Source organism: Spirillospora sp. NPDC048911 (assembly GCF_043198015.1).
In the GTDB taxonomy this organism is placed as follows: Bacteria; Actinomycetota; Actinomycetes; order Streptosporangiales; family Streptosporangiaceae; genus Spirillospora.
In genome coordinates, this window is sequence record NZ_JBICUD010000001.1 from 967932 (window position 1) to 981093 (window position 13162).

Annotated in this window: 11 protein-coding genes; all 11 read left to right on the plus strand. The window is 67.2% G+C overall.

Going from position 1 to position 13162, the window contains the following annotated elements; translation table 11 throughout:
• The first annotated feature begins 35 nt into the window (after positions 1-35).
• Positions 36-827, plus strand: a complete 792-nt coding sequence (locus tag ACGFNU_RS04580; protein ID WP_392590129.1) for an oxidoreductase — start codon at positions 36-38, stop codon at positions 825-827.
• A 6-nt stretch (positions 828-833) separates the two neighbouring features.
• Entirely contained in the window at positions 834-1454 is a 621-nt protein-coding gene (locus ACGFNU_RS04585) for a pentapeptide repeat-containing protein (RefSeq protein ID WP_392590131.1), read from the plus strand.
• 1306 nt (positions 1455-2760) lie between these two features.
• Positions 2761-3843 (plus strand): septum site-determining protein Ssd, encoded by a 1083-nt coding sequence (gene ssd / locus ACGFNU_RS04590; protein ID WP_392590133.1) that lies wholly within the window; start codon positions 2761-2763, stop codon positions 3841-3843.
• Between the two features lie 222 nt (positions 3844-4065).
• Positions 4066-5247: a TadA family conjugal transfer-associated ATPase gene (locus ACGFNU_RS04595; protein WP_392590134.1), complete on the plus strand. Its 1182-nt coding sequence runs from the start codon at positions 4066-4068 to the stop codon at positions 5245-5247.
• A 1088-nt stretch (positions 5248-6335) separates the two neighbouring features.
• Positions 6336-6746, plus strand: coding sequence for a type II secretion system F family protein (locus ACGFNU_RS04600; RefSeq protein ID WP_392590136.1), 411 nt, complete (start codon positions 6336-6338; stop codon positions 6744-6746).
• Between the two features lie 31 nt (positions 6747-6777).
• On the plus strand, positions 6778-7560 hold the full coding sequence (locus ACGFNU_RS04605; RefSeq protein ID WP_392590137.1) for a type II secretion system F family protein: 783 nt from the start codon (positions 6778-6780) through the stop codon (positions 7558-7560).
• Positions 7561-8624: 1064 nt separating this feature from the next.
• Complete coding sequence (locus ACGFNU_RS04610) at positions 8625-8816, plus strand: DUF4244 domain-containing protein (RefSeq protein WP_392590139.1); 192 nt, start codon at positions 8625-8627, stop codon at positions 8814-8816.
• Positions 8813-9178, plus strand: coding sequence for a TadE family type IV pilus minor pilin (locus tag ACGFNU_RS04615; RefSeq protein ID WP_392590141.1), 366 nt, complete (start codon positions 8813-8815; stop codon positions 9176-9178). Before ACGFNU_RS04610 ends, ACGFNU_RS04615 begins: the two co-directional genes overlap by 4 nt.
• A gap of 1211 nt (positions 9179-10389) precedes the next feature.
• On the plus strand, positions 10390-10707 hold the full coding sequence (locus tag ACGFNU_RS04620; RefSeq protein ID WP_392591004.1) for an Rv3654c family TadE-like protein: 318 nt from the start codon (positions 10390-10392) through the stop codon (positions 10705-10707).
• A gap of 223 nt (positions 10708-10930) precedes the next feature.
• Entirely contained in the window at positions 10931-12340 is a 1410-nt protein-coding gene (locus ACGFNU_RS04625) for a hypothetical protein (RefSeq protein WP_392590143.1), read from the plus strand.
• A gap of 127 nt (positions 12341-12467) precedes the next feature.
• Entirely contained in the window at positions 12468-12842 is a 375-nt protein-coding gene (locus tag ACGFNU_RS04630; protein WP_392590144.1) for a hypothetical protein, read from the plus strand.
• The last annotated feature ends 320 nt before the right edge of the window (positions 12843-13162 follow it).

Sequence of the window (13162 nt, forward strand, 5' to 3'; positions counted from 1 at the left end):
AAGGGTGATGCCTTGGACCGCATAAAGTCAGGCGCGTGACCGATGCCTTTGCCCAAGTAGCCGCTCTCCCTGGCGTGGACGCGGCAGTCGCTGATGCCCGCAAGGCGGTGGATCGGCTGCTGGGCCACCGCATCCTGCGGCGTCGGAGTGCAGAAGTCTCTACCGAGTCCGCACTTCGAGGGGCCCGAGCTTCAGCGGCTCTGGAGGGCGTGCCGGTCACGTTGGACGATCTGCGCGGTGGGGAAGGCCCCACCGATCCCGTGATTCAGGGAGCGCTCCGGGTTTCCGCCGAGCTGGGTTCTCTGGCGGAGACGTGGCGTCAGGCCCCTCGCCAGGTGTTGGCGCGTCTCCACGTACTGGCCGCGGCTGATGCTGTGGATGACGCAGACCTTGGTCGGCCACGAGGCGAAGGACAGGACGTCAAGGACGTTCTCGACTTGGGTGAGCCGCCGTCTCCTGCCGAGGTGGCGAGCCGTCTCGACATGCTCAGTGGCCTGCTGACCAGCCCGACCAAGGCCCCGGCGATCGTCGTCGCGGCGGTCGTCCATGGTGAGTTGCTCACGCTGCGCCCATTCGGCTGGGGCGACGGAATCGTCGCGCGCGCCGCGCAGCGCCTGACCTTGGTCGAACGTGGCCTCGACCCGAAATCGCTGACCGCGCCAGAGGTCGGCCATGCCGAACTCGCCGATCATTACGCCGACGCTCTCCGTGCCTATGCGACCGGTACGCCGGAAGGGGTCGCCACGTGGATCGGCCACTGCGCCGAAGCCACGGCGGCAGCGGCACGCGACTCGCAGGCGATCTGCGAAGCGTTCATGAGGGGCTGACCGTCCATGGCCGACCGCAAGGGAGGCCGGCCCGCGCCGCCGACCGACACGACGATCCGGTTCGAGGACTGGGACGCCCGGGACCTGTCCGGCGAGCAGCACGAACGCGTCCTGTTCGTGGACGTCGACATGACCGAGACACGAGATCAGGGCGCGGTCTTCACCGACTGCACGTTCCGGGGCGTGCGGTTCAACGCGTCCACGCACGCGGACGCAGCCTTCGTCAATTGCACCTTTGTGCGCTGCGGGTTCTTCGACGCCACGTTCAAGGGTTGCAAGCTCGTGGGCAGCATGTTCGACGGATGTACGTACGACCTGATGAAGGTGAACGGCGGCGACTGGTCGTTCACCGGTCTGCCTGGCGCCGACCTGCGCCGCGCTTCCTTCATGGACGTACGCCTGCGCGAAGTCGACCTCACCGGCGCGCGATGCAAGGGGGCGACTCTGCGGAACGTGGATCTGTCCGGCGCCTGGTTGCACAAGGCCGACCTTTCGGAAGCCGACCTGCGCGGAAGTGACCTTTCCGCAGTCGACCCGTACACCGTCGAACTAAAGAACGCGACGATTGACCCGCAGCAGGCCATCGTTCTCGCGACTGCGTTGGGCCTGAACGTCCGAGCCGACTAGCGTTCGTACGCCAAAGGCCTGGACATAGCGAACGGCGCCCCGTCTAGGGCGCCGCCGCCAGTCACGTCACACCGGGTTACCAAGCGTGCACCTCATATTCGTCGGACGGGACAAGCCCGTCTCGACGCGCCTCCCGCGGCTGGTCGCGCGTGGGTGCCCGGGTGCCGTGCTCGGACACTTAGTCCGTAGCACCCTGTCTACGCCTCATTCGCCCAGTTGACAAGCCCCTATTCGTAAAAGCGACACCCCGAAGCGGAGAAGTGCCCAACGAACGGCGAGGTGTGTTTGAGCGGGTTCCAGGGTGTCCGATCAGGGAACGTGTCATTGTCGGGCGTATCGGTCGCCGTCCGTACGGGCCCCGGATTCGATCACACAGTGTGATCGATTCTTTTGGTCGCCGATCTCGTACCGGGACAGAACGATCATTGGATCTGCTGTACGCTCCGACTTCCAGGCTGGGCACTACGGGGTGGGAACGTCGACGGGAGCGGGAGTACGTGCCGCTGCGGAGCCGCCTGGCTCCTCCCGGTAGGGATCCTCTCAACCGGGTGAGAAAAAACGTCACCCCGCCGGGCAACTTTGCCGCTCGACGAAAGTCTCGACGATCGGGCAGCATATGTTGTATCTGCCTAGACTGGAGCCAGCGAGTTTGCTTCTCCTATAGATCAAACTGGCGTTCAGCTTAGTGTGATCTCACCCGAGGCTTTCTTGGGAAAACGGGCCGGCTCTACCCCCCCGGAGCCGGACCGTTCGGCGACCCCCGCTCTCCCCCCCGGCGGGGGTCGCCCTATACGTAGGGCCGCCGAGATGGCCCGGCTGTTTTTCGCATGTCGGCCCTCGCGATGTGCGCAGGCGGCGGTCTCCCTTGCAACGGCAAGCCGAGGCCGCCGCCTCCCGGTGAAGACCGGTCAGGCAGAGCGCCATGCCCGCATCCACAAGGAGATCGGGCCTCACCGGCAGATCGCCAGGCCCGGACGAGCTCTTGCCCGACCGACCTGCGCAAGCGCGTTCACAACGCTCAGGCAAGCCCCAACTGCAAGGCGCGTCCTCACAACCTGGCAGCCGCTCATCAGCCATGCCGTCAACGGGGCTGCCCGTTGCCAAACTCCATTCTCAATCCCAACAGGACACAATGCGCAAAACCGGCGGTCTCACCTGGCAGCCCAGCTCGGAAGATCATCCGCTCCGGAGACCCATCAAAGTCAGTGCGGGCTTTGCCGAGCAGTTATCCACAGGTTGGGGAAGGCCTTCCGATCAATGAGTGCCGGACTGCATGGTGATGGTCTCCGTGAGGCGAGGAGCCCCCATGACCAGTCCAGCCATGATCGTGTCAGCCGATCCGGCGATCGTCGATGACCTGTTGCGGCTGGCCGCCGCGGCCAACGCCCCGGTAGAGGTCGCCCGTGCGGTCGACCATGCCCGCCCGAGTTGGCACTCTCCGTCGCTGATCCTCGTCGGCGCCGACTTAGCGAAAGACCTGGCGGCAACACCCTTTCAGCGGCGATCCGGCGTCGTACTGGTGGCGCCTTCCACGGACACCGAAGAGGTCTACAAACTGGCCGTCCAGATCGGTGCACAGGAGCTCGCCGAGCTTCCACGGGACGAGGCATGGTTGATCGACGCCTTGGCCACCGCGGCAGAGCCAACGCAAGGCTGTGGCACGACGATCTGCCTGACAGGTTCGGCAGGCGGCGCCGGAGTCAGCGTCCTGGCCGCTGGGCTTGGCCTGAGCGCCGCCCGCCAAGGGCTGCGCACCCTGCTCATCGACGGCGATCCGCTCGGTGCGGGGCTTGACCTGGTGCTCGGACTGGAACATCACGATGGAGCCCGCTGGCCCGACTTCGCCGAACGCCGCGGCAGGCTGAGCACGGCCACCCTCCGCGAGGCGCTGCCCAGTCTCGGCGACCTGTCCGTTCTCTCCTGGCAGCGCAAGGAGCCGGTGCCGGTTTCCGAGGAGGCGATCCTCTCCCTTATCGACGCGGCGGTACGCGGGTACGACCTGGTCCTCGTCGACGTGCCGCGATACGTGGGTGAGCTTGGCCGAACCGCCCTCCGCGTCGCTGACGCCACCTTCCTCCTCGTGCCCGCCGAGGTACGTTCAACGATGGCCGCCGAGTTGCTGGCGTCCATGTTGCGCCAGGACACCGCCGATCTACGTCTGATCGTCCGCGGCCCCGCCCCAGGCGGGCTCACGACCAGCGTGATCGCCGAGGCGCTCAACCTGCCGTTGGCGGGCATGGTCGAACGCGACCGCCGCCTCCCCTCCGCCCTCGACCAAGGCGATTTCGTACGGGCCACACGGCGCGGACCCCTACCCGATTTCTGCGCCGGACTCCTGTACGACCTCGGCCTCCAGCCACACGAGCGAACAGCGGAAGAGGCGGCATGACCACACGGCCCGCCGCAGCCAGCCCCACCCACAGTCCGCAACCAGCGCACCGCACCAATGACCCGACGCTCGCGACCACACGCTGGCCGTGTGCCAGCTCACCAATGTGCGGCGCTTGAATCCAATTGCACCAGCGGCCATCCGCCCGGCCTGTCGCGTCCACCCAACGGCCGGACGTCCGGAACGCGCGGGCCCTCGATAACAGACGAAAGCGGGATCGGTATGCGAAGGCTCTCTGACGCCGTACGAGATCGCCTTGCGGACGCAGGTGGTGGTGAGCCCACCGCAGGGCAGGTCGCGGCGGCCTTGCGCGCGGAAGAACGGCTGCTCGGCGATCGCGAGGTTCTCGCGTTATCGAACGAGTTACACGCCGAGTTCGTCGGAGTGGGCCCTCTTGAACCCCTCCTCCGTGCTCCCGAGGTCACCGACGTTCTCGTGAACGGGCCAGACGAGGTGTGGGTGGACGCAGGAGAGGGCCTGGTTCGCACATCGCTGCGTTTTCCGGACGAGGCGACGCTGCGGCGTCTGGCTCAGCGCCTCACTGCTGCCGCCGGACGACGACTCGACGACGCAGCCCCATACGCGGACGCTCGCTTGCCAGGCGGTGTACGCCTACACGCCATGTTGCCGCCCATCTCAGCCAACGGCACTTGCCTCTCTCTACGCCTCCCGCGTCGACGAGCCTTCACCTTGGACGAACTGGTCGCCGCAGGCGCCTTCCCGCCGGAGGGCGCCCACCTCCTGGCCGCCTTGATCGCAGCCCGCGTGGCGTTCCTCGTCACAGGAGGCACAGGCACCGGCAAGACGACGCTCCTCAGCTGCCTGCTCTCCAGAGCGGATCCATGCGAGCGCCTCCTGCTGGTAGAAGACTCGGCCGAGCTCAGACCCGACCATCCTCACGTCGTGCGGCTCGAAGCACGCCCCCCGAACGTCGAAGGTGCCGGTGGCGTGACGCTTCACGAGCTCGTACGCCAAGCCCTCCGAATGCGTCCCGACAGACTCGTGGTCGGAGAGGTACGCGGCGCCGAAGTAGTTGATCTCCTAGGCGCATTGAATACCGGACACGAAGGCGGTTGCGGGACCCTCCACGCCAATACGGCCGCAGACGTGCCAGCCCGGCTGGAAGCCCTCGGCTGTGCGGCCGGCCTGAGCCGCGAAGCACTGCACAGCCAGCTCGCAGCCGCGCTGGACGTAGTCGTGCATCTCGTCCGCGAGCCCGGTGGCGGGCGCCGTCGAGTAGCCGAAATCTGCCTTCTTCACCGAGGCGCTGATGGCCTGATCGGCGTGCTTCCCGCAGTGTCGTTCACCCCGGACAACACCCTTGTGCTCTCAACCGGCGCCGCAGCCCTGGCCAGCCGCCTCGGCCACCGCTGGACACCCGTTCGAACGGAGGCGCCGAAATGATCGCAGCGGTTGCGGCATTCTGCGCGGCCGCCGCCATCTGGATCCTGACTTGGCCGCCCCTGGCAGTCCAAAGACTCGCGCTGGCTCGAAGACCTCAAGACGACCCCTCCAAAGGCAGTCTCCTCAAAGCCATCAAAACCTGGGCAGCCGACGTCAGAGCACGCCGCCGATCAGAACAACTCTGGCGGACGGGGGTCATCGAACTATGCGACGGAATGGCCGCAGAGCTGACCGCCGGCCGCACACCAGAAGAAGCTTTCGTGGCGTCTGCAGCCGTCCTCGATCGCCGACTCGCGGCCGACCTGCTTCCAACCGCCCCAGAAACCATCGCAACAGGCATCCCGACAGTCACTAACACTGTGGACAGCAGGCCCAGCGGCGTTGCGACCAGTTTCGCCGCCTCCGCCATGGCAGACACCGCCGCCACGAGAGGTCCCGTTGCCACGGGAGGCGCTGAGCCTGGCACTGCGTCTGGTACCGGAACCGCAGCAGGTGGGCCCAGCGGCGTTGCCCCCGCAATCGCCACCTCCGCTGCGGCAGGTACCTGTCCCACGAGAGGCATCGCTGCCATGACAGATACCGCTCCTGCGGCAGTTAACAGCACTGCAACAGGAGGACTTAGCGGCGTTGCGGCCGCCCTCGCTACTTCCACCACAGCAAGCGCCGCCGCGACGACAGGAACCGCAGCGGCGGGAGGCGCTGGCACTGCGGCAGGTACTAGGACTGCGGCACATACCGGAACCACGGCACGCGGGCCCTGTGAAGTTTCGTCCGCCACAGTTACCTTCAACAGGGCAGACGCCGCCGCTATTACAGATACCTTCGCCCCGGCAGACACTGCCGCTCCGGCAGGTACCGTCGCCGCGAGGGGCATTGCTACTTCGGCTGCGACTGGCACTGCGGCAGGCAGGCCTAGCGGCGTTGCGTCCGGCATCTCTGCCTTCACCACGGCCGGCATCTCCGCTATGGCAGGCGCCGTCGCTACGAGGGGCCTTGCCACTGCGGCGGGCGCTGGGGCGGGCAGATCAGCTGATCTGGCAGTTGCTGCCGTCGGTGGCAGTGCGCCCGCCATCGGCAAGTCTCGCAGGATGCAGATAGATCCCGCTGACGAGATCACTACCACCGAGCGACTAGAGCGCTTGGCTGCAAGGCCGGGTGCGGAGGGTCTACGGCTGTTAGCAGCTTGCTGGCGGATCGGCGCCGAACGCGGAGGGACGTTGGCGGCGGTCTTGGATGGGCTCGCCTCCGCCTTGCGTGACGAGGAAGCGCAGCGCCAGGACGTGGCCGCTCAATTGGCCGGTCCACGGGCGACGGCACGGCTCCTTGCAGGTCTTCCGTTGCTAGGGCTGGGGATGGCAGCTGCAATGGGCGCCAATCCCTTGGCGTTCCTGTTCGGCACGGGTCCGGGTGTCTGCTTCCTCACCGTCGGTCTTGCCCTAGACGCGGTCGGTCTCGGATGGACCCAACGTCTGGCCAGAGCCGCCGAGGCGCCCCGATGAGGCGGCGGGTCCGAGCCTTGCGAGGATCCACATGTTGATGTTCGCCGCAGTGCTTTGTATGGCTGCCTGCGGCTTCTTCCTGCCGCGTTCACCTAAACCGGCAACCCGCAGGCTCGACAGCCTGATCACGCTGGCCACGCCCAGCGATCGATTGCCCCGCTCTTCTCCCGGAGAAACGGCACCCGGATCCAAGAGTGGAGCGAAGTCGAATGAGCTCCACATTCGCCGTGCTGCAGCCGGTCTCTCCGGAATCTTCTGCGCGATAGCCCTCGGCGGCCCCATCGGTCTCGTTGCCGGGATCGTCGTTGCGATCGCCGTGGATCGATCGTTCGGCCGTTCGGAACGCATGGAGCGTCGACGCAGAACGGCCAGGCTGATCGCCGACCTGCCGGTCACGGTCGATCTCCTGGCCGCGTGCCTGCGGGGTGGCACTCCTTGGGGGCAAGCCGTCGAGGCCGTAGGGGCGACCATTGGCGGACCTCTCGGTGAGGAACTGCACAGTGTCGTGGTGCAGATCAGACTGGGAGTGGACCCAGCCGTCGCTTGGCTTGCCCTTGCCAAGGAACCCGCGCTGGCCCCGCTGGCCCGGGCCGCCGTTCGGGCCTCTGGCAGCGGCACCCCACTGGCACCCTCATTGGCACGACTGGCAAGTGACCAGAGACGCGTCGCTCGTACAGCCGCCGAGGCCAGGGCAAGAGCCGCGGGCGTACGAGCCGTCGCCCCGCTCGGCCTGTGTTTCTTGCCTGCCTTCATGTTGCTGGGGGTGGCTCCCGCAATAGCCGGGATCGCCTCCACGATCCTCCTGCCTTGGTAGCAGGCCCTCGAACCTTCTGCGGCATCCCGGGCGAGTGTGAGCGCGCATCTGTACTCGACCGCAGGTGCATGACGAGGTGTTGTAGGCCTCATCCCGCCGCAGAACTTCGACGAAGCTTCGCGCCGCCTGGACGACGGCGATCTTTCGCCCGGCACCATCCTTGCGGACGCGGCGCTTGGCCTGGTGCAGGAGCTCGGCCTGGCGCCACAACGCTGGCTGCGCGCCGCAGAATTTCGACGAACCTTCACGCAGCCAAGGGCCGCGGCGAGCTTCCACCCGGCACCGTCTTTCAGGACATGGCGCTTGGCCTGGTGGACGGGCTCGGCCTGGCGCCGCAAGGCTGGCTGTGCGCCGCAGAACTCGACGAAGCTTCGCGCCGCCGGGACCGCGGTGATCCTTCCGTCCGGCACCGTCCCTTGCGAACGCAGCGCATTGCCTGCTGGAGAAGCTTGGCTCAGCGCGCCGGGCTGGCCGTCCGCTGCAGAACTTCGATGAAGCTTCCCGCAGCCAGGGCCGCGGTGATCTTCTTGCCCGGCACCGTCTTTGCGGACGCGGCGCTTGAGCTGGTGGAGGAGCTTGGCCCGGCGCGCCAGGCTGGCTGTCCGGCGCAGAACCTCGGCGAAGCTTCGCGCTGCCGGGTCTGTGGTGATGTTCCCGCTCGGCGTCGTCCTTGCGGATGTGGCGCTTGGCCTGGTGGAGGGGCTTGGCCTGGTGCCGCCAGGCTGACCGTGGCGCTTTGCCCTTGTAGTAGGCGTGCATTCACACGGCCGAGAAGATCACTTGCCTGTCTTCATCCTGTTCGTCGATGACGGCGACCGCAGGCCGATCCGTGGAGTGGAGACCCCACGTGAAAGGGCGGAGCGCCCTTTCGGGACTCCGGAGAGCGACAACGTCTTTAAGTCAGAACTGCCTATCTAGCTGGACATACGCCTCTAACTAGTGACGCCGGATCAAGATCTCGCACGGGTTATCCACAGAACGGCATTCGCCTGTTGCTTCGGAGTGCGTTGCCGCAGGCTAGTGGTGAGCGTGATCGGGCGCTCGCACAGCGGAAGGAGCTTCAGATGGGCGCGATCAAGGCAGTGGTACGGCGGTGGCGCCGCGGTGCGCGGGACCTGGGAATGTCGACGGCGGAGTACGCGATGGGCACGGTGGCTGCGGCGGGGTTCGCCAGCCTCCTGTTCAAGATCGTAACGAGCTCGGACGTGCGGGATCTCCTGTTAGGGACCATCAAGCGAGCCCTGCAACTCGAATGAGCCAGGCGCGCCGTGACCGCGGATCGGCCACAGCGGAGATCGCGGTCGCCCTGCCAGCGCTGGTGCTCATTACGGTCGTCGCTCTGTGGGGCGTCTCAGTCGCTTCCGTTCAGCTCGCCTGCACCGATGCGGCGCGAAGCGGAGCACGCGCAGCTGCTCGCGGGGAGTCGCTTCCGGCGGTTCGTGCCCTCGTTGCTCGTGCGGTGCCGACCGGAGCGGCGGTCGAGATCTCCCGCGAGGGCGACCAGGCACAAGTCGATGTGACCGTCCAGGTTCGGGCGCCTGGCGCCACTGGCCTGGCCCCTTTGACGGTCCGCGCGAGAGCCACCGCCGTCACCGAGCCAGGGGTTGCCACAGGGTGAATACGCCACCCTGAACTGGCCGAGCGGCTGCGCCTGGGCCATGTCTCTGTTGCTCGGGCGATGTCTCGTGGGTCTCTCAGCTCTTTTGGGAGCCAACGTGCAGTTGATGGCCTGTACGTCACTGGCCTGCATGCCAGAGAGCCGACGAGAAAGATGACCACCGTGGCGCCGGCGGCGGCGACCTCGGCGGGGACGGTGATGTCGGTGGTCGTCTGAATCAGCCAGACGATGATGGTGACCAGCGCGGACGCGGAGGCGGCCGCCTTGACCTTGGTCTCGATCATGAACGGTCTCCTAACCGATGGGCGCGGTCCAGGCGGCCGCCCAGGTGTCGCGGCCGACGACGCCGTCCACCACGGACGGGTCTTGTCCCGGTCGCATCACCTGGGTGGGGCGCCAACCGTGGCGTCTCGGGGAGTGACTGAAAGGCCGGGTGGATGGGGGTGATCCCATCCCCAAGGTTGAGGTCGGCTGTCCGCAAGCCTTGTGCGTGTTGCGCCGCTGGCGCAGGGTCTGGCTCTGCGCTGTGGCATGTCGCGAGTGAGCTGTGGATAGTGCCTGCCCGCCTGGTTGCGCCCTAGGACTAGGCATTTCTGGGGGTCGGGGCGACTCGCACGGTGGTGCCGTACTTAACGATGAGGGCCCACCTAAGGGCGAGGGCTTACTAAGGGTGGGGCGTTACCGAACCGAGGGCCCTGACGAACGGAGCACGTGGCCGGACGCAGGGCGTTACCGAACGGTGAGGGCTCTACCGGACGGAAGGCATTGCCAGACGGTGAGAAACGCTGCCGGACGGTGGGGGCGCTACCGAAGAGTGCGGCCACCGAAGAGTGCGGCCACCGAAGAGTGCGGCCACCGAAGAGTGCGGCCACCGAAGGGTGAGGCCAGCTAAGGCTGAGGCCACCTAAGGGTGAGGGCCTACCTAAGAGGGCCTACCTAAGGGTGGGGCGTTGCCGAGAGGTGGGGCGCTGCCGAATGGTGGGGCGCTGCCGAACGGTGAGGGGCTTGCTTGGCGGCTAGGGGCTTGCTCATGCGAGTGACAGGTGAGGGCGTCTGTTGTGTTGTCGGCTGTTCCGGGCCAGGCGCCAAGGGGAGTGATGCCTCGGCTAGCGGGTCGGGAGTATTGCGGGAGGTGGATTGTGAGGGTCTGGGCTACGCGGGTGGGCTGGAGGGAGGATCGCGGATCGGGGGTGGTGTGGGTCGTGGCGTTCATGGCGGTCGTGTGGGTGGCCGCTGTGGCGGCGATGACCGTGGGGAGCGTTCGAGCGGCTCGGCATCGGGCCGACGCTGCTGCTGATCTTGCGGCGCTGGCGGGAGCGGCTCGGCTGGCAGAAGGGCGGGCGGCCGCCTGCCAGGCGGCGGAGCTCATCGCGGCAAGATCGGGAGGTCGGCTGTCGGCCTGTGAAGTGCGCGGCAGGATCGTCGAGATATCGGTGACGATCGTGCTCAACGTGCCCATTGCGAGGAGCGGTTTGAGGGTCTCCTCCCGGGCCAGGGCTGGTCCTGTGGGACAAGAGGGCGTATTCTGACCAACCTCGGACATTATTGAACAGGTTGACAATAGGGCCCGGGAGGTGCGAAGAGTCCCCTCTTTGTCACCTTTCTGTGACGTTCGCTACCAGCTGGTACGTTACGCTGCCGTAAGCCCAGAGGTATCACGAGACACGGCGGCTGCACTCGCCCCCCGAGGCCGGCCAGGCTCCTCGGGCACGGCGAAAGCGGTTGCCGCCGTTCGATGGAGGGATCTGCTCCGTGACCAGGATTCGCAGGATCGGTGCGGTTGTTCTCGCGACTGGATCTGCCGTCCTGGGGCTGCCCCTGTCCGCGGACGCCGCGACCACCAGCGTCCTGGCGCCGAGCAACGGCTCGGTGATCCGAAGTGGTTCATCGGTGATGGCCAGGGGTCACTTCGACTTTGCGATCTCGATGGAGTTGCGCGTCAAGACGCCCGGTGGGGGCGACACGTTCCTCACCAAGAAGGGTGGCACGGGCGATCTTTCCGCCCCCATCTACTTGGAGCGCAACGGCCGGTACACCGTCTATCTCGTGGGGCGGCCGACCAACCATGTGTACGACCGCAGCACGTTCACCGTGTCCATCCCGCCGGCGAGGCCCAACGGAGTGTCGGCCTCGGTGTCGGGCGGCAAGCTGAAGGTCCGCTGGAACCTGGGGCTTGAGAACGACATCTCCGGTTATTCGGTCAGCGCGGGCAGCGTCGGCTCCACCTCTGGCTCGGCGGGCAGGTTCTGCTCCGGGACCAGTTGCTCCACGAGTTTCACCCTGCCGAGCGGCACCTCCGGAAGTGTTCCGGTGAGCGTCACGGCCAAGCGGCCCAGCGGTTCGGGCGGCTCGGTCTCCTCGGGTGCCGCTTCGACCAGCGCCAACGCCGGTGGCGGTGGCAGCACGACGCCGCCGCCCGGTTCGAGTGCTCCGACGCTTCCGCCGGGATCGACGGGCCCGAACCCCTCCACGCCGCTGACCCCGTTCAACAACGAGTCGCCGCTCACGCTGCCTTCCGTCCAGCCGGACGGGGCCACGCCCGGATTCGCCTATCCGACGCCGCAGGTCCTCAACCAGGGGAACGTCAAGGCTCAGCCCGTCTCAGCCACCAGCAGCCTGCAGTGGGGCAAGAGCGTCGGCATCGCGCTGATCCTGCTCGTCATCGCGGCTCACCTCGGCACGTGGACGCGACGCCTTCGCGTCGCGCAGGCGGGCGTGAGTAGCAAGGGCATGGCTGTACGGATGGCTCGCGGCGGCTCGGGTCGCAAGCGGGTCAGCAAGGCGCGCGATCAGATCGCCCGTGCCGAGGCCGTGGCGAAGACCGCCACCCTGCCCGCGGTCGGCAAGACCGGCGCGCCGGGTGCCACCGGCGCGCCAGGCGCCACCGACGCGCTGGGTGTCAAGGACGCGCCGGGTGCCAAGGACGGTGGAGACACCGCCGTGCTCAAGGCGTCGACCGCGGACGGTGCGGGCAGCAAGTCGTCGGACACCACCGTGCTCAAGCCACCAGCCGCCGATGTGGCGGGTGGCAAGTCGTCGGGCAAGCGCCGTCCGGCCACACTCGGCAAGCGGCCCGGGGGCGTGAACGTTCAGATCGCCAAGCCGGGCTCGTCCTCCGAGTCCAAGAGCCGTCGCGCCGGCCGTCGGCGGAAGAACATCTAGAAACGCCTCCAGCACTCCGCCAGCGCATGATCGGCGAAGGTGTGGCGCCCGTTTTGCCGAGGGTCTAGGCTCCCTAACCAGCTGAGATCTGCCTGATCGCCCGGATTGCCGAGAGGAGATCCTCCGCATGATGTTCCTGGGTCTGGCCTTGGCGGTCGCCGCCGTCGTGGTCGGCGCGGCCGTCGTCCTGGACAACACCGGAGACGCCCGGATCAGTGCGTTCGGTGACACCGTGCCAGGCATCACGTCCGAGTGGCAGGTCTTCTTGGCAGGTGTGGTGGTCGCCATTCTGTTCATGGCGGGCATCACCATCGCGGCGTTCGGATTCAACCGTTCCGCACGGGTGCGGCGCGAGCTCCGGGACCTCCGCGAGGAGCACGAGGAGTCGATCCACACTCTCGAACTGGAGAAACGCCAACTCCAGCGCGAACTGGCTCGATTCCGCCAGAGCACCGCGCCGGGCGCGGCCGACCCCGGTCGATCCGTCCCTACGACTCGCTAGCTGGGCGCCGCCCGCTCGCCGCCGCCCGACCGCCTGCTGTGGCTGTGGTGGGTGGTCAGCCGCGGCTCGTCCTGGGGCGCGTAGGAGGGACGGGCCAGGGTGGTCGGGGCGCCTGGCGCCGGCGCTCCTTCACGAGGCACTGCACCTGCATGCCGGATACGCCCCGCTAGCCGGCTCTTGAGAATGGTCACCTTGACGTTCTCGGGCTGATCGCGCCTCATACATGGCGTTCGGCTCAAGTGGGGTGAGAGTGGCTGTCATACGACCTTGAGCTGATCGTGCCTCGTACGCGGTATGCGGCTTGAGTCGGTTCTTTGGGA